Raw genomic sequence first — 13,517 nt, 5'->3', positions numbered from 1 at the left:
TCGACCCTCTCGTCAGTAGTCCAGCCACACCGCGCGGTGGTCGGAGCCTTGCCAGGGCAGGGCGCCCACCGCCTTCACCGTGCGGTCGCTGCGCAGCAGGATCAGGTCCACGCCCAGCAGCCCCGGCCACCAGGTGGGGCGCACGCGCTGGGCGGTGAGGCGCAGGCCGGCATCGGCCAGGAAGTCCTGCAGGCGCGGTGAGAACGCCGTGCTGTTGAAGTCCCCCATCACCACCACTTCACGACCTTCCAGGGCGATCTGTTCGGCCAGCTGGCGCAGGCTTTCGTCCCGGGCTGCCGCCAGTTCCGGCCCCAGGGGCGGCGGCGGGTGGATGCCGTAGAGCACGGTGCCGTCATCCAGCTCGGCGCGGATGTAGGGGTAGGCAGCCAGGCCGCGTGGCTCCAGCACCTGGCAGCGGCGCACCGGTTGGCGGGTGAACAGCGCCAGGCCGAACGGGCCGTCCTGGTAGCGGGCACAGGCTTCTCGGGCTTTCAGTGGGGCCAGGCGTTCGCCCCAGGCAGGGGTGGCTTCGGTGAGGAACAGGGCATCGGCCGGCAGCGCGTTGAGCCAGGCGGCCTCGGCGTCGGCGCGGGGGTTGTCCAGGCGCAGGTTGTAGGCCATCACCCGGCGTTCCTGGCCGGTGCTGCCCGGCGCGTCGTGCGGCCAGGGGGTGAGGCCCCAGCCGATCACCCCGGCGCCTGCGAGGACGAACAGCAGCGACGAGGCATTGCGCGGATTGGCAAAGGCCCCTACCAGCATCAGGCCGGCCTGCAGCGGGGCGAAATGGCTGAACAGCTCCAGCACCCAGTGGAAGCGACCGAACTGGCCGAGCACGAGGGTGACCAGGCCAAGCCAGGCAAGCTGGTTGAGGTGGAAGCGCAGGGCCTTGAGCACGGAAACATCCTGATGGCGGCGGGTGGGAGATTGTAGGGCATCCGCCGATGGACGGAACCTTGCCCGCCGCCATCTGCCCAACCAGCTGTTCACCTGAGGCGGCAGGGGCGCGATGCCCCCGTCACAATCCTGTGCATGGGAGGACGCCATGAGCGGAGCGGCAATTGCTTTCTACGGCGGGCTGGGCGCACTTTACCTGCTGCTGACGGCCTGGGCGCTCTACAACGTGGTGACCAGCAACGTACCGCGCCAGCTGCGCTGGCTGTGGGTGGCGCTGCTGGTGCTGTTCCCCGTGCTCGGGCTGTTCAACTGGGCCTGGATGGGCCCGCGCAGGCGGCGCCCGGGCGCTGCCTGATCCGTCTTTCCCCAACAGGAGCGTTGTCATGGGTTCGCTGCTCAACAGCCTGGCCGGTCTGGTCATCCTGGCCCTGGATATCTGGGCCATCCTCAATGTCATCAAGAGCAATGCCGAGATCGGCATGAAGGTGCTGTGGATCCTGCTGATCGTGCTGCTGCCGGTGCTCGGCCTGATCATCTGGGCCATCGCCGGCCCTCGTGGCGATGTGCGCTTGTGAGCCGCGGGCTACGCGCCTGGGTGGGCGCCCTGCTGGCCCTGGGCTGCCTGGCGGCCCTGGCCGAACCCCTGGATGACGCCTGGGCGGCGCTGCGCAGCGGCCAGGCCGCCCTGCTGCTGCGCAATGCCAATGCGCCGGGCGCGGGCGATCCGGCGGGCTTCCAGCTGCAGGACTGCCGGACCCAGCGCAACCTCGATGCCCAGGGCCGGCGCGAGGCCCAGCAATGGGGCCAGCTGCTGCGCCGCCACTGGATCGAGGGGCCGCGCATCTATGCCGGGCGCTGGTGCCGCACCCAGGAAACGGCCCTGGAGCTGGGGCTCGGGGCGGTGGAGACCCTGGACGCGCTGGACTACTTCGACGGTGACCTGGCCGCTGCGAAGCGCTTGCGCCAGCGTGTCAGCCAACTGCCACGGGGCCTGCCGCTGGTGCTGGTGACCCACGGGGTGAACATCGGCGCGCTGGCCGGCATCACGCCGGTTCCGGGCGAGGCGGTGATCGTGGCGATGCCGATCGGCGAGCCGCCTCGGGTGCTGTCACGGGTGCCCGCGCCGCACTGAGTCAGATGAGTTGCAGCTGGTCCTGGGCCGGCTGCAGCAGGGCGCCTTCGAGACGCAGCAGGATGGCCTTGCGCTCCAGTCCGCCAGCAAAGCCGGTGAGGCTGCCGTCGCGGCCGATCACCCGGTGGCACGGAATGATGATGGCGATGGGGTTGGCGCCATTGGCGGCGCCGACGGCGCGCACGGCCCGGGGGCGGCCGATCTCCTGGGCGAGGGCGGCGTAGTGGGTGGTCTGGCCGTGGGGAATCGCCTGCAGGGCACGCCACACGTCCTGCTGGAAGGGCGTGCCGCGTGGCGCCAGCTTCAGTTCGAAGCGTGTGCGCTTGCCGGCGAAGTAGGCGTCCAGCTGCCGGCAGGCGTCATCCAGCTCGCGCGTCGCGGGCTGCCAGGTCGGGTCCAGTGTCCAGGGCGTGGCGCTGTCCATGTGCAGCATGCGCAGCCCTTCCTCGTCGCTGGCCAGCAGCAGGGTTCCGATGGGGCTGGGGTGGTGGCGGAAGTACACGTCAGGTCTCCGTTGCGTAGCTGTGCCAGAGGTACACGGCAGCATAGGCGCGCCACGGTCGCCAGCGCTCGGCGCGTTCGGCGAGCTGGCGTGGGCTGATGCCGCCGGCACCCCAGAGGGGGGATTTGAGCAGGCCCAGGTCGGCCGTGGGGAAGGCATCCGCATCGCCGAAGGCCCGCAGGGCAATGTACTGGGCCGTCCAGGGGCCGATGCCGGGCAGGGCGCAGAGCCGCGCCTGGAAGGCTTCGACGCCGTCCGCCAGGCTCAGTTCCAGCTCGCCCGATGCCACGGCGGCGGCCAGTCGGCGCAGGGTCTCGACCCGCTTGCCGGGCATGCCGATGCCGGGGAGGGTGTCTTCGGCGATGGCTGCCGGGGTGGGGAACAGGCGCAGGCCGTCGGGGCTTTCGGGCAGGGGCGTGCCCAGGCGCTCCACCAGGCGGCCGGCGATGGTCACCGCAGCCTTCACCGTCACTTGCTGGCCGATGATGGTGCGCACCGCCTGTTCGAACGGGTCGAAGGCGACCGGCAGGCGCAGCCCGGTGTGTCGCTCCAGGAGCGGCTTCAGCACCTCGTCCTGCGCCAGGGTGGCGGCAACGGCGAGCGGGTCGCAGTCCAGGTCGAACATGCGCCGCACCCGCAGGGCGATGTCCGCCTGGGCCGCTGCGGCCTCGTGCGGCAGTTCCAGCAACAGGGCATCGGGCGTGGGCGTGACGCGGACCCAGCTGTGCAGCTCACCCAGGCGGATGCTGCGGGTGTAGCCGTGTTCATCCACCCGTTCGACGCCGGGCAGGCGACGCACGCTGAAGTGGGCATGGAACTGGTGCCAGTGCCAGGGCGGCTGGAACGGCAGTGCCTGGCGCAGGAGAGGGGCGGGTGTCTGCATGGCGCGACGATACCCGCTGAGGGCGTGGCCTGTCGCGGGAAAATCGGCCGTCGCCACGGTTCGACCTGACACGGTGAGCGTCGTAGAATGCGCGCCTTTCTCCGGGCGGGCCGCTGTTCCGTCCTTCTGCAGCCACTACGGGAGACCGCTCATGAGCGATTACCAGGAAACTCTCTATGACGGCTACGGCCAGCGTTTTCGCATGGACAAGCTGCTTCACGAGGTCCGCACCGAGCACCAGCACCTGGTGATCTTCGAGAACGCGCGCATGGGCCGCGTGATGGCGCTGGACGGTGTGATCCAGACCACCGAGGCAGACGAGTTCATCTACCACGAGATGCTCACCCACGTGCCGATCCTGGCCCATGGCGCTGCCCGCCGCGTGCTGATCATCGGCGGTGGCGACGGCGGCATGCTGCGCGAGGTGCGCAAGCACAAGGCGGTCGAGAGCATCACCATGGTGGAGATCGACGGCACCGTGGTGGACATGTGCAAGGAGTTCCTGCCGAACCACTCCAAGGGCGCCTATGACGACCCGCGCCTGAACCTGGTGATCGACGATGGCATGCGCTTCGTGGCGACCACGGAGGAGAAGTTCGACGTGATCATCTCCGACTCCACCGATCCCATCGGGCCGGGCGAGGTGCTGTTCTCCGAGAACTTCTACCAGGCCTGCCGTCGCTGCCTGAACGATGGCGGCATCCTGGTGACCCAGAACGGCACGCCCTTCATGCAACTGGCCGAAGTGCAGACCACTGCGTCGCGCATGAACGGCCTGTTCGCCGACTGGCACTTCTACCAGGCGGCGGTGCCCACCTACATCGGCGGGGCCATGACCTTCGCCTGGGGCGCGACCCAGGGCGATACCCGCAAGGTCTCCCTGGAGGTGCTGCGCCAGCGCTTCGCCGGCAGCGGCATCGTGACCCGCTACTACAACCCCGAGGTTCACCTGGGCGCCTTCGCGCTGCCGCAGTACGTGCTGCAGGCCGTGGGCAAACCCAGCAACGACTGAGGTGCCCGGCCTCCTTTCCGGAGGCTGGCTGAATGAAAGAAACCGCTGCCGGAGCGATCCGGCAGCGGTTTTTTCATGGCGGTGTGCTTCAGCCGAAGCGGTAGATGTCCATGCCCAGTGCACCGAGGGTGAAGCCGCTGTGGGCCAGGCTGAATGCGCCGCCGGCTCCGCGTGCGAAGTACAGCGGCAGCAGGTGCTCGTCACTGGGGTGGCTGCGCACTGCATTGGGCGCCTGGGTGCGGTAGTGATGCAGGGCGTCTTCGTCATCGCGGGCCAGGTGCTCGACCATCCAGTCGCGGAAGACCTGGGCCCAGTCGGAGCCGTGGTCGTCCTGCGCGTGCCAGTCCAGCTCCCGCAGGTTGTGGGTGATGCTGCCGGAGCCGATGAGCAGCACGCCTTGGTCGCGCAGGGCGGCCAGGGCACGGCCGACCCGGGTCTGGAAGGCCGGGCCGAGGCGGCTGGGCAGGGACAGTTGCAGCACCGGGATCTCCGCTTCCGGGTACATCAGCGACAGCGGCACCCAGGCGCCATGGTCGAGGGGGCGCTGGTCATCGATGGCGGCGTCCAGGCCGGCGGCCTTCAGCAGTCCCTGGACTTCGCGCGCCAGTTCGGGTGCGCCGGGGGCGGGGTACTGGACGGCGTAGAGCGCCGGCGGGAAGCCGTAGAAGTCGTGCCAGGTCTCGGGGTGGGTGGCGCCAGTCAGGCTCAGGCCCTGGCTCTCCCAGTGCGCGGATACCACCAGGATGGCGCGCGGGCGCGGCAGCTCGGCCGCCAGGCGGGCGAGGGCGGGGCCGCTGGCGCCGGGTTCCAGCGCGAGCATGGGGGAACCGTGGGAGATGAACAGGGTGGGTAGCATCCGGGGCGTCCTCCGTTAGGATGGGCGCCATGTTCTGCGCTGGACGTATCGACTTCCAGCATAAAATTCTGCGCGTATCTATCGAATCATCAGGAGGATCAGGTGGAAGAGTCATTCTGGCAGGCACGTTGGCACAGCAATCAGATCGGGTTCCATCTCGATGAGGTCAACCCCTGGCTGCTGCGGCATTGGCACGCCCTGGCGCTCCCTGCCGATGCGCAGGTGCTGGTGCCGCTCTGCGGCAAGAGCCTGGACCTGCTGTGGCTCGCTGACCAGGGCCATCGGGTGCTGGGCGTGGAGCTGGCAGAGAAGGCGGTGCTGGATTTCTTCGCCGAATGGGGCGTGGAGCCGGAGGTGAGCGAGGTCGGCGCGTTGCGCCGCTTCAGTTCGGGGCGGGTAGAGATCCTCCAGGGGGACTTCTTCGCCCTGACGCCCGAGGACACCCGGGATTGCGTGGCGCTGTATGACCGGGCAGCGATCATCGCCTTGCCGCCGGCCATGCGCGAAGCCTATGTCGCGCACCTCGCTCGCCTGCTGGCGCCGGGTTGCCGGGGGTTGATGGTGACCCTGGAGTACGAGCAGTCGCGGCTCGACGGCCCGCCGTTCGCGGTGCCGGAGGAGGAGGTGCGCGCGCGCCTGGAGTCGGAGTGGAGCGTGGAGCTGCTGGAGCGGGAAGACGTGCTGGAGAAGAACTGGAAGTTCGCCTCGCGCGGCCTGGACACCTTGCACGAGCCGGTGTTCCGCTTGCAGCGTAAGGGCTGAGGCTCGGCGATGACGAATGAAAAAGGGCAGCCAGTGGCTGCCCTTTTCGTTGGCTTCGGTTGGATCAACCGCGGCGGCGCAGGGCCTCGATACGGTCTTCCAGGGGCGGGTGGCTCATCAGCAGGCCGGCCAGGCCGTTCTTCAGGCCACCGTTGATGCCGAAGGCGGTCAGGCTGTCGGGCATCTGCACCGGTACGCCTTGCTCGGCGCGCAGGCGCTGCAGGGCACCGATCATGGCGTTGGTGCCGGCCAGTTGGGCGCCGGCTTCGTCGGCGCGGTACTCACGTTTGCGCGAGAACCACATGACGATGATGCTGGCGAGGATGCCCAGGACCAGCTCGGCGAAGATGGTGGCAATGAAGTAGCCAATGCCGGGGCCTTCTTCGTTCTTCAGGATCACCTTGTCGACGAAGTTGCCGAAGATGCGCGCGAAGAACATCACGAAGGTGTTCACCACGCCCTGGATCAGGGACAGGGTGACCATGTCGCCGTTGGCCACGTGGCCGATCTCGTGGGCCAGCACCGCCTTCACCTCATCGGGCGAGAAGCGTTCCAGCAGGCCCTGGCTGACGGCGACGAGGGCGTCGTTGCGGTTCCAGCCGGTGGCGAAGGCGTTGGCCTCGTAGGCCGGGAAGATACCCACCTCGGGCATCTTGATGCCGGCCTGGCGGGACAGCTCCTCGACGGTCTGCAGCAGCCACTGCTCGTGACGGGTACGGGGCTGGGTGATGATCTCGGTACCGGTGCTCATCTTCGCCATCCACTTGGAGATGAACAGCGAGACCAGGGAGCCGGCGAAGCCGAACACGGCACAGAACACCAGCAGGCTGCCGTAGTTCTGGCCGGTGAAGCGATCTACCCCCAGCAGTTTCAGCGTGATGCTGGCAATCACCAGGACTGCAAGGTTGGTGGCCAGGAACAACAGAATTCGCATCATGATTGGGGCGGTCTCCTCACGGCGGAAAGCGGTTTGATATGCGGGGGTATATAAGGTTCGGGCGAGGGCGATTCAACCGAACCCTTATTTCAAACTGTGTCGCCTGCCGCGCCGTCGGGGCCGCTGAACAGCAGGCGTGACAGCCGCGCGATGCGTTCGCTGTTGCGGCTGGCCAGTGCTTCGCGCAGCTGGTGGGCGAGGGTGCCGTGCACCCTGCGCACGCTCGGCGGCAGGGCGCCTTCGTCGCCGACCGCATGGGGAATGCTGCGGGACAGGCGCAGGAAGCCCTTCTCCGTGAGCACGGCCTGGTCCAGCGCTTCGTAGCGGATGGTGCTCTCGTAGCGGATGTAGCCTTCCTCGGCCAGCCAGATCAGGGCGCCCAGGCAGCCCTGGTGGCGTTTGCTGGGCAGGCCGAATTCGTCCGGCTCTTCGTGGCCGATCAGATCCTCCACGTACAGCGCGGATTTGCGGGGGAAGGCGAGGTAGAGCGTCAGCATGCCGGCTGCGCAATCCTTGTAGAAGTCGTCGATCTGCAGGTCCATGGTCAGAGTGCTCGCGCCAGCAGCGCGTTGGGGAGCAGCGGCAGCAGGCGGCCGATCAACGCCCAGGGCCAGCCGGGCACGTAGGCGCGGCGGGTCTGGCGCTCGATGTGCTGGGCGATCAGCCGGGCGCCGCGCTCCACGTCGATGAGGAAGGGACGCGGCCCTGCTCCCTGGTTGATGGGGGTGTCGATGTAGCCGGGCAGCAGCAGGGTGGTGCGCAGGGGGCTGCGGTACAGCTCCAGTTCGAGGGCTTCCATATAGCTGATCAGCCCGGCCTTGCTCGCCGAATAGCCGGCGGTTGCCGGCARGCSSSGCYTGCCGGCAACCGAGGCCACGGCCACCAGGTGGCCATGGCCTTGCTCGCGGAACAGCTGGGCGGCGGCGTCGAGGCAGGCGATGGTGCCGATCAGGTTGGTCTCCAGGGTCTGCTGGAAGCGCTCGAAACGGCCCGTGCCGACCTTGCCCGCCAGGCCGATGCCGGCGTTGGCGATGAGCCCGTCGAGCCCGCCCAGGGCGTTTTTCGCCAGGCCCACGGCGTCCTGGCAGGCGGCGTAGTCGGTGACGTCGAGGGGCAGCACGGCGATGTTCCGACCGTGGTGCGCGCGCAGCTCTTCGGCGAGTTGCTGGAGGGTTTCCTCCCGGCGTGCCGCCAGGGCCAGGTCATGTCCCCGTGCAGCCAGCTCGCGGGCCAGGGCCATGCCGATGCCGGAACTGGCGCCGGTGAGCAGGTAGCGGCGGGGCTGGCCCATGGCGGTGCTCCTTTTACTGGCGGTAGGTCTTGAGGAAGTTGCCGATGCGGCCGATGGCCTGCTCCAGGTCGTCGACGCGGGGCAGGGTGACCACGCGGAAGTGGTCCGGCCACGGCCAGTTGAAGGCGGTGCCCTGGACGATCAGCAGCTTCTCGGAGAGCAGCAGGTCGAGCACGAATTTCTCGTCGTTGTGGATCGGGCAGACCTTCGGGTCGATGCGCGGGAAGGCATAGAGCGCGCCCATGGGCTTGACGCAGCTGACGCCGGGGATGTCGTTGAGCAGTTCCCAGGCGCGGTTGCGCTGCTCCAGCAGGCGGCCGCCGGGCAGGACCAAGTCGTTGATGCTCTGGTAGCCGCCGAGTGCGGTCTGGATGGCGTGTTGGCTCGGCACGTTGGCGCACAGGCGCATGTTGGCCAGGATGTCGAGGCCTTCGATGTAGCTCTGGGCGCGGTGCTTGGGCCCGGAGATGGCGATCCAGCCGGAGCGGAAGCCGGCCACGCGGTAGGACTTGGACAGCCCGTTGAAGGTCAGACAGAGCACGTCCGGCGCCAGGGAGGCGGTGGAGATGTGCTGGGCCTCGTCGTAGAGGATCTTGTCGTAGATCTCGTCGGAGAAGATCACCAGGTTGTGCTGGCGGGCCAGTTCGACGATCTCCAGCAGCAGCTCGCGGGAGTACACGGCGCCGGTGGGGTTGTTGGGGTTGATCAGCACCAGGGCCTTGGTGTTGGAGGTGATCTTCGCCTTCATGTCGGCGATGTCCGGGAACCAGCCGGCCTGCTCGTCGCACAGGTAGTGCACCGGCTTGCCGCCACCCAGGGCCACGGAGGCGGTCCAGAGCGGGTAGTCGGGGGCCGGGATCAGCACCTCGTCGCCGTTGTTCAGCAGGGCCTGCAGGGCCATTACGATCAGTTCGGAGACGCCGTTGCCCAGGTAGATGTCCTCGATGCCGACTCCTTCCACCTGCTTCTGCTGGTAGTACTGCATGACGGCCTTGCGGGCGCTGAACAGGCCCTTGGAGTCGCTGTAGCCCTGGGCGGTGGGGAGGTTGCGGATGACGTCCTGGAGGATTTCCTCCGGCGCTTCGAAGCCGAAGGGGGCCGGGTTGCCGATGTTCAGCTTGAGGATGCGGTGGCCTTCCTCTTCCAGACGCTTGGCGTGCTTGAGCACCGGCCCGCGAATGTCGTAGCAGACGTTGGCGAGCTTGTTGGATTTGCTGAACTGCATGGTTCTGAGGGTCCCGAATGTGTTGATGCGCCGGGGGCGGCCGCTGGGGCAGTGGAAGGGGCGGATACCTTGGCAGCCGGCAGCGCCGCTGCCAGACTGGCGCCCGAAGGCACGCATGATACGTGCGGCCCGATGGCCGGAAAAGGTACGGGTCGGGCTTTTTTCCGCAACGAGGTGACCCTATGGAAAAGCTGGACAAACCCCTTGAAGCCTGGCGCGAAGAGCTGACCGACGCGCAGTTCCACGTCTGCCGCCTGGGGGGCACCGAACGGCCCTTCACCGGCGAATACAACGGCACCAAGACACCCGGCATCTACCACTGCGCCTGCTGCGGTGCGGCGCTGTTCGATTCCGATGCCAAGTACGACTCCGGCAGCGGCTGGCCCAGCTACTTCCAGCCGGTGGACGACCAGGCCATCGCCGAGCTGGAGGACTTCAGCCACGGCATGCACCGCGTTGAGGTGCGCTGTGCCCGTTGCGAGGCGCACCTGGGGCATGTCTTCCCCGATGGACCCAGGCCGACCGGCCTGCGCTACTGCATCAATTCCGTGGCGCTGAAGCTCGTGCCTCGGGGCTGAATGCCAAAGCCCGCCGCCGGCGGGCTTTATTTTTGCTCAATTGAATTGCGTGCAATTTAGTTGGGCGCTATTTTTGTCGCGGCTTTCCCTTCCCGACCTTCATTAACTGAGGCACGCACCATGAGCGATCGGCTTCTCGACATTCCCGTCACCACCATCAAGGGCGAACAGAAGACCCTGGCGGACTTCGGCGGCAAGGCGCTGCTGGTGGTCAACACCGCCAGCAAGTGCGGCTTCACCCCCCAGTACAAGGGGCTGGAGGCGATCTGGCAGCAGTACCGCGACAAGGGCCTGGTGGTGCTGGGCTTCCCCTGCAACCAGTTCGGCAAGCAGGAGCCGGGTGACGAAGGGGCGATCTCGGAGTTCTGCGAGCTTAACTTCGGCGTGACCTTCCCGCTGTTCCGCAAGATCGAGGTCAACGGCGCGGGGGCCCACCCGCTCTACGTCGCGCTGAAGAAGCGGGCGCCGGGCCTGCTGGGCAGCCAGGGCATCAAGTGGAACTTCACCAAGTTCCTGATCGACGGCGAGGGTCGTGAGGTCAAGCGCTTCGCGCCCACCACCAAGCCCGAAGAACTCACCGCCGAGATCGAAGCGCTGCTGAAATGAAGCCGTTGCCGTCACCGCCCGAGGCGGACCTGCTGCTGGAGAACCAGCTCTGCTTCAAGCTCTATGCCGCCTCCCGCCTGGTGATCCGGGGCTACCGGCCGTTGCTGGAGCGCCTGGGGCTGACCTACCCGCAGTACCTGGCGATGCTGGTGCTCTGGGAGTGGCAGGCACGGCCGCCCGAGCAGCCCACGGTGAAGGCCCTGGGAGAGCGGCTGATGCTGGATTCCGGCACCCTGACGCCGTTGCTCAAGCGCCTGGAGCAGCTGGGTCATGTGCAGCGGCGCCGGGCGGCCCAGGACGAGCGCGAGGTGCACCTGGCGCTCACCCCCTCGGGGCTGGCCCTGCGTGACGAGACGGCGGCGCTGCGTGCGCAACTGATCTGCGACAGCGGGCTGGACCTGGACGAGATGGTCGAGCTGCGCGCGCGGCTCTCCGAGCTGCTGGAACGCTTCAGCGGGTTGGCTGGGTAGCCGGCAGCCAGTTGTCCAGCAGGGTCACCAGGTCTTCCCGGCGGAACGGCTTGGCCAGGTAGTCGTCCATGCCGGCGGCGCGGCAACGTTCGCGCTCGTCCGGCAGGGCGTTGGCCGTCAGCGCGACGATGGGCAGGCCGGGCCACTGGCCGCTCTGGCGAATGCGCCGTGTGGCTTCGTAGCCGTCCATGATCGGCATGTTGCAGTCCATCAGCACCAACTCCACCGGCTCCCTCGCCAGCACTTCCAGCGCTTCGCCGCCGTGGCTGGCCACCAGTACCTCGCAGCCGAGCTTGCTGAGCATGCCCTTGGCTACCAGCTGGTTCACCGCGTTGTCTTCCACCAGCAGCACGCGCGCGGAGTGGTGCGGGCGCGGCCGTTGCTCGCTGCTGGGTTGGGCGGTGTGCTCGTGGGGGTGCAGGCTGCGATGCAGGGCCTGGTACAGGGTGGAGCGCGAGATCGGACGGGCCAGCTGCTGCAGCGGGGCCAGCGGTGCGGCGCGCTCGGCGGGCAGGAAGCTGCCGTAGCCGGTGACCAGCAGGATCGGCGTCGGACCGGCCTCGCGCAGGCGGGGCAACTGCTCGGGGGCGTCGGTGATCACCTGGTCCCACGGGCCGTCGTCCAGGGAAGCGTCGGTGTTGCGTCGCTCATAGTGGATGCCCCAGATCGGCAGCCAGACCTTGAGCAGGTCCGACAGGCCGCTGCCGGCAGAGCACAGGGCCAGGACCCGTCCCTTGAGGGGCGGCGGCAGCATGGCGGGGGTGTCCGTGAACAGGGGCAGTTCTGCGCTGAACTGGCTGCCGAGGCCTTCTTCGGAGTGCACCTGGAGGCGGCCCTCCATGGCTTCGCAGAGGCGACGGGTGAGCGCCAGTCCGAGGCCGGTGCCGCCGAATTGCCGGGCGATTCCCGCGCCGCCCTGGGCGAAGGGCTGGAACAGCTTCGGCAGGGCTTCGGCGGAGATGCCGATGCCGGTGTCCCGCACGCTGATCACCACACCCTGGTCGCCAGCCGGCGTGACCCGCAGGTCCACCCGGCCGACACGGGTGAACTTGAGGGCGTTGGAGAGCAGGTTGCTGACGATCTGCCGCACCCGCGTCGGGTCGCCCATCACCAGGGAGGGCAAGCGCGGGTCCACCAGGCAGCTCAGTTCCACGCCGGGCGCTGCGTTCTGCGAGAGCAGGCTGGCGGTGTCCTCCACCAGCACGCCGAGGTCGAAGGGGATGGCCTCCAGCTCTAGCTGGCCGGCTTCGAACTTGGACAGGTCGAGGATGTCGTTGAGCAGCTCCACCAGTACGCTGCCGGAGTCGTGGGCGATGGTCAGCTGCTGGCGTTGCTCGGGGCTCAGGGGGCCGTCGAGGGTGAGCGAGAGCATGCCCAGCAGGCCGTTGAGCGGGGTGCGGATCTCGTGGCTCATGTTGGCCAGGAAGGCGGCGCGGGCCTGGGCGGTCTCCAGGGCACTGGCGCGGGCCATTTCCAGCTCGGCGTTGGACTGGCTGAGGCGGCGGTTGGTGGCCTTCAGCTCGGCGGTGCGGGCCGAGACGATGTTCTCCAGTTCGGCCAGGTACTGCGTGAGGCGGTCCTCCGCGTCCCGGCGCTGGCCCATCTCGGCCATCAGGCTGGCCAACTGGCGGTTGATCACGTCCACCAGCACACCGATCTCGTCATGCTCGTGGCCAGGCGGGTAGGGCAGGCGGTTCTCGCCGGGTGAACGGGTGTCCCGCTCGCTGAGCCCACGGATCAGCCCCACCAGGGGCTTGGTCAGCATGCTGTAGAACAGCACCAGCAGGATCAGCGATAGCAACAGGCTGCGCACGAAGCCGGACACCAGGGTCAGCATGGAGCGCCGCAGGAAGTGGTTGCCGAAGGCGAAGGTGTCCACCTCCAGGCGCAGCAGGCCCAGGGCTTCCTCGGGGGCGTGGGTGATGAACAGCGGGTCCTGGAATTCGCGGCGGGCACCGAAGAGGAAGTCGCTGAACACCCGGTAGTCGCTGCGCGCAGCGGGACGACCGACGCTGGCCAGCACGGTGCCGCTGTTGTCGATGATCTCGGCGCGGATCACCGCCGGCGAGCGCAGCAGCCCGGCCACCAGCTCCTGGGCCAGTTCGGCGTCGATGTTGTAGGCGATGCGGGCAGCGGGGTTGTGGCTGATTTCCAGCAGGGCGCGGATTTCCCGGTCCAGTGAAGCGTTCTCGCTGGCGTAGTCGATGCCGACCTGGATGATGCTGAGCAGTGTTCCGAGGATGAAGGCCACCAGCACGGTGAGGCTGGCCTGCTTGAACGACAGGCGTTGGGTCAGCGGGATATCCATTGGGGGTGATTCGGCCTTGTTCCGTGGGCTTGCCAAGCATAGCCTATCCCACCTTCCAGCC

The 13,517-nt window shown here is 68.0% G+C and carries 17 protein-coding genes; 8 read left to right on the top strand and 9 right to left on the bottom strand.

The features are described from left to right. Nucleotides 1-12: 12 nt before the first annotated feature. Entirely contained in the window at nt 13-894 is an 882-nt protein-coding gene (locus SZ55_RS00820; RefSeq protein WP_044399748.1) for an endonuclease/exonuclease/phosphatase family protein, read from the bottom strand. Nucleotides 895-1,042: 148 nt separating this feature from the next. On the opposite strand from SZ55_RS00820, the gene SZ55_RS00815 reads away from it, so the two are divergent. From SZ55_RS00815 to SZ55_RS00805, 3 genes are read left to right on the top strand one after another with little or no spacing between them, the layout of a single operon-like run. Next, entirely contained in the window at nt 1,043-1,249 is a 207-nt protein-coding gene (locus SZ55_RS00815; RefSeq protein ID WP_044399745.1) for a PLDc N-terminal domain-containing protein, read from the top strand. 28 nt (nt 1,250-1,277) lie between these two features. After that, nucleotides 1,278-1,469 (top strand): PLDc N-terminal domain-containing protein, encoded by a 192-nt coding sequence (locus tag SZ55_RS00810; RefSeq protein ID WP_044399742.1) that lies wholly within the window; start codon nt 1,278-1,280, stop codon nt 1,467-1,469. Further along, the gene (locus SZ55_RS00805; protein WP_236692370.1) at nt 1,466-2,026 is read left to right on the top strand and encodes a histidine phosphatase family protein; all 561 of its coding nucleotides are present in this window, start codon (nt 1,466-1,468) and stop codon (nt 2,024-2,026) included. The genes SZ55_RS00810 and SZ55_RS00805 overlap by 4 nt, the downstream gene beginning before the upstream one ends. Nucleotide 2,027: 1 nt before the next feature. Here the strand turns inward: SZ55_RS00805 and SZ55_RS00800 are convergent, their stop codons facing one another. Then, nucleotides 2,028-2,573 (bottom strand): methylated-DNA--[protein]-cysteine S-methyltransferase, encoded by a 546-nt coding sequence (locus SZ55_RS00800; RefSeq protein ID WP_177329717.1) that lies wholly within the window; start codon nt 2,571-2,573, stop codon nt 2,028-2,030. Beyond that, nucleotides 2,530-3,411, bottom strand: a complete 882-nt coding sequence (locus tag SZ55_RS00795) for a DNA-3-methyladenine glycosylase family protein (RefSeq protein ID WP_044399736.1) — start codon at nt 3,409-3,411, stop codon at nt 2,530-2,532. The genes SZ55_RS00800 and SZ55_RS00795 overlap by 44 nt, the downstream gene beginning before the upstream one ends. Before the next feature lie 151 nt (nt 3,412-3,562). Between SZ55_RS00795 and speE the strand changes: the two genes are divergently transcribed. Further along, a complete protein-coding gene (gene speE, locus SZ55_RS00790) occupies nt 3,563-4,423 on the top strand; it encodes a polyamine aminopropyltransferase (RefSeq protein WP_044399733.1) in 861 nt (286 codons plus the stop codon). Nucleotides 4,424-4,511: 88 nt separating this feature from the next. Here speE and SZ55_RS00785 read toward each other — a convergent pair whose 3' ends face one another. Next, nucleotides 4,512-5,279, bottom strand: coding sequence for a DODA-type extradiol aromatic ring-opening family dioxygenase (locus SZ55_RS00785; protein ID WP_044399730.1), 768 nt, complete (start codon nt 5,277-5,279; stop codon nt 4,512-4,514). 102 nt (nt 5,280-5,381) lie between these two features. On the opposite strand from SZ55_RS00785, the gene SZ55_RS00780 reads away from it, so the two are divergent. Continuing rightward, nucleotides 5,382-6,041, top strand: coding sequence for a thiopurine S-methyltransferase (locus SZ55_RS00780; protein ID WP_044399727.1), 660 nt, complete (start codon nt 5,382-5,384; stop codon nt 6,039-6,041). Nucleotides 6,042-6,105: 64 nt separating this feature from the next. Here the strand turns inward: SZ55_RS00780 and htpX are convergent, their stop codons facing one another. From htpX to SZ55_RS00760, 4 genes are all read right to left on the bottom strand, one after another. After that, a complete protein-coding gene (gene htpX, locus SZ55_RS00775) occupies nt 6,106-6,978 on the bottom strand; it encodes a protease HtpX (protein WP_044399725.1) in 873 nt (290 codons plus the stop codon). Nucleotides 6,979-7,067: 89 nt separating this feature from the next. Then, nucleotides 7,068-7,520 carry a hypothetical protein gene (locus SZ55_RS00770; protein ID WP_044399724.1) on the bottom strand — a complete coding sequence of 151 codons (453 nt, stop codon included), beginning with the start codon at nt 7,518-7,520 and terminating at the stop codon, nt 7,068-7,070. A 2-nt stretch (nt 7,521-7,522) separates the two neighbouring features. Continuing rightward, nucleotides 7,523-8,269, bottom strand: a complete 747-nt coding sequence (locus SZ55_RS00765) for an SDR family NAD(P)-dependent oxidoreductase (RefSeq protein ID WP_044399722.1) — start codon at nt 8,267-8,269, stop codon at nt 7,523-7,525. Nucleotides 8,270-8,282: 13 nt separating this feature from the next. After that, the gene (locus tag SZ55_RS00760; protein ID WP_044399719.1) at nt 8,283-9,494 is read right to left on the bottom strand and encodes a pyridoxal phosphate-dependent aminotransferase; all 1,212 of its coding nucleotides are present in this window, start codon (nt 9,492-9,494) and stop codon (nt 8,283-8,285) included. Between the two features lie 182 nt (nt 9,495-9,676). On the opposite strand from SZ55_RS00760, the gene msrB reads away from it, so the two are divergent. The 3 genes from msrB (at nt 9,677) to SZ55_RS00745 (ending at nt 11,148) form a co-directional block, all read left to right on the top strand. Next, the gene (gene msrB, locus SZ55_RS00755) at nt 9,677-10,072 is read left to right on the top strand and encodes a peptide-methionine (R)-S-oxide reductase MsrB (RefSeq protein WP_044399717.1); all 396 of its coding nucleotides are present in this window, start codon (nt 9,677-9,679) and stop codon (nt 10,070-10,072) included. A gap of 120 nt (nt 10,073-10,192) precedes the next feature. Continuing rightward, complete coding sequence (locus SZ55_RS00750; protein ID WP_044399714.1) at nt 10,193-10,678, top strand: glutathione peroxidase; 486 nt, start codon at nt 10,193-10,195, stop codon at nt 10,676-10,678. Further along, a complete protein-coding gene (locus SZ55_RS00745) occupies nt 10,675-11,148 on the top strand; it encodes a MarR family winged helix-turn-helix transcriptional regulator (RefSeq protein ID WP_044399711.1) in 474 nt (157 codons plus the stop codon). The genes SZ55_RS00750 and SZ55_RS00745 overlap by 4 nt, the downstream gene beginning before the upstream one ends. Here SZ55_RS00745 and SZ55_RS00740 read toward each other — a convergent pair. Continuing rightward, entirely contained in the window at nt 11,129-13,456 is a 2,328-nt protein-coding gene (locus tag SZ55_RS00740; protein WP_044399708.1) for an ATP-binding protein, read from the bottom strand. The genes SZ55_RS00745 and SZ55_RS00740 overlap by 20 nt on opposite strands. Between the last annotated feature and the right edge of the window lie 61 nt (nt 13,457-13,517).

The organism is Pseudomonas sp. FeS53a, from assembly GCF_000931385.1.
Taxonomy (GTDB): domain Bacteria; phylum Pseudomonadota; class Gammaproteobacteria; order Pseudomonadales; family Pseudomonadaceae; genus Metapseudomonas; species Metapseudomonas otitidis.
This window is presented reverse-complemented; position numbering and strand designations above follow the sequence as displayed.

Excerpts from the sequence above, each read along its gene's own strand:
- SZ55_RS00815 (WP_044399745.1), top strand. The coding sequence starts at position 1,043 with ATGAGCGGAGCGGCAATTGCTTTCTACGGCGGGCTGGGCGCACTTTAC.
- SZ55_RS00810 (WP_044399742.1), top strand. The coding sequence starts at position 1,278 with ATGGGTTCGCTGCTCAACAGCCTGGCCGGTCTGGTCATCCTGGCCCTG.
- SZ55_RS00800 (WP_177329717.1), bottom strand. The coding sequence starts at position 2,573 with ATGCTGCCGTGTACCTCTGGCACAGCTACGCAACGGAGACCTGACGTG.
- SZ55_RS00795 (WP_044399736.1), bottom strand. The coding sequence starts at position 3,411 with ATGCAGACACCCGCCCCTCTCCTGCGCCAGGCACTGCCGTTCCAGCCG.
- speE (WP_044399733.1), top strand. The coding sequence starts at position 3,563 with ATGAGCGATTACCAGGAAACTCTCTATGACGGCTACGGCCAGCGTTTT.
- SZ55_RS00785 (WP_044399730.1), bottom strand. The coding sequence starts at position 5,279 with ATGCTACCCACCCTGTTCATCTCCCACGGTTCCCCCATGCTCGCGCTG.
- htpX (WP_044399725.1), bottom strand. The coding sequence starts at position 6,978 with ATGATGCGAATTCTGTTGTTCCTGGCCACCAACCTTGCAGTCCTGGTG.
- SZ55_RS00770 (WP_044399724.1), bottom strand. The coding sequence starts at position 7,520 with ATGGACCTGCAGATCGACGACTTCTACAAGGATTGCGCAGCCGGCATG.
- SZ55_RS00760 (WP_044399719.1), bottom strand. The coding sequence starts at position 9,494 with ATGCAGTTCAGCAAATCCAACAAGCTCGCCAACGTCTGCTACGACATT.
- msrB (WP_044399717.1), top strand. The coding sequence starts at position 9,677 with ATGGAAAAGCTGGACAAACCCCTTGAAGCCTGGCGCGAAGAGCTGACC.
- SZ55_RS00750 (WP_044399714.1), top strand. The coding sequence starts at position 10,193 with ATGAGCGATCGGCTTCTCGACATTCCCGTCACCACCATCAAGGGCGAA.
- SZ55_RS00745 (WP_044399711.1), top strand. The coding sequence starts at position 10,675 with ATGAAGCCGTTGCCGTCACCGCCCGAGGCGGACCTGCTGCTGGAGAAC.
- SZ55_RS00740 (WP_044399708.1), bottom strand. The coding sequence starts at position 13,456 with ATGGATATCCCGCTGACCCAACGCCTGTCGTTCAAGCAGGCCAGCCTC.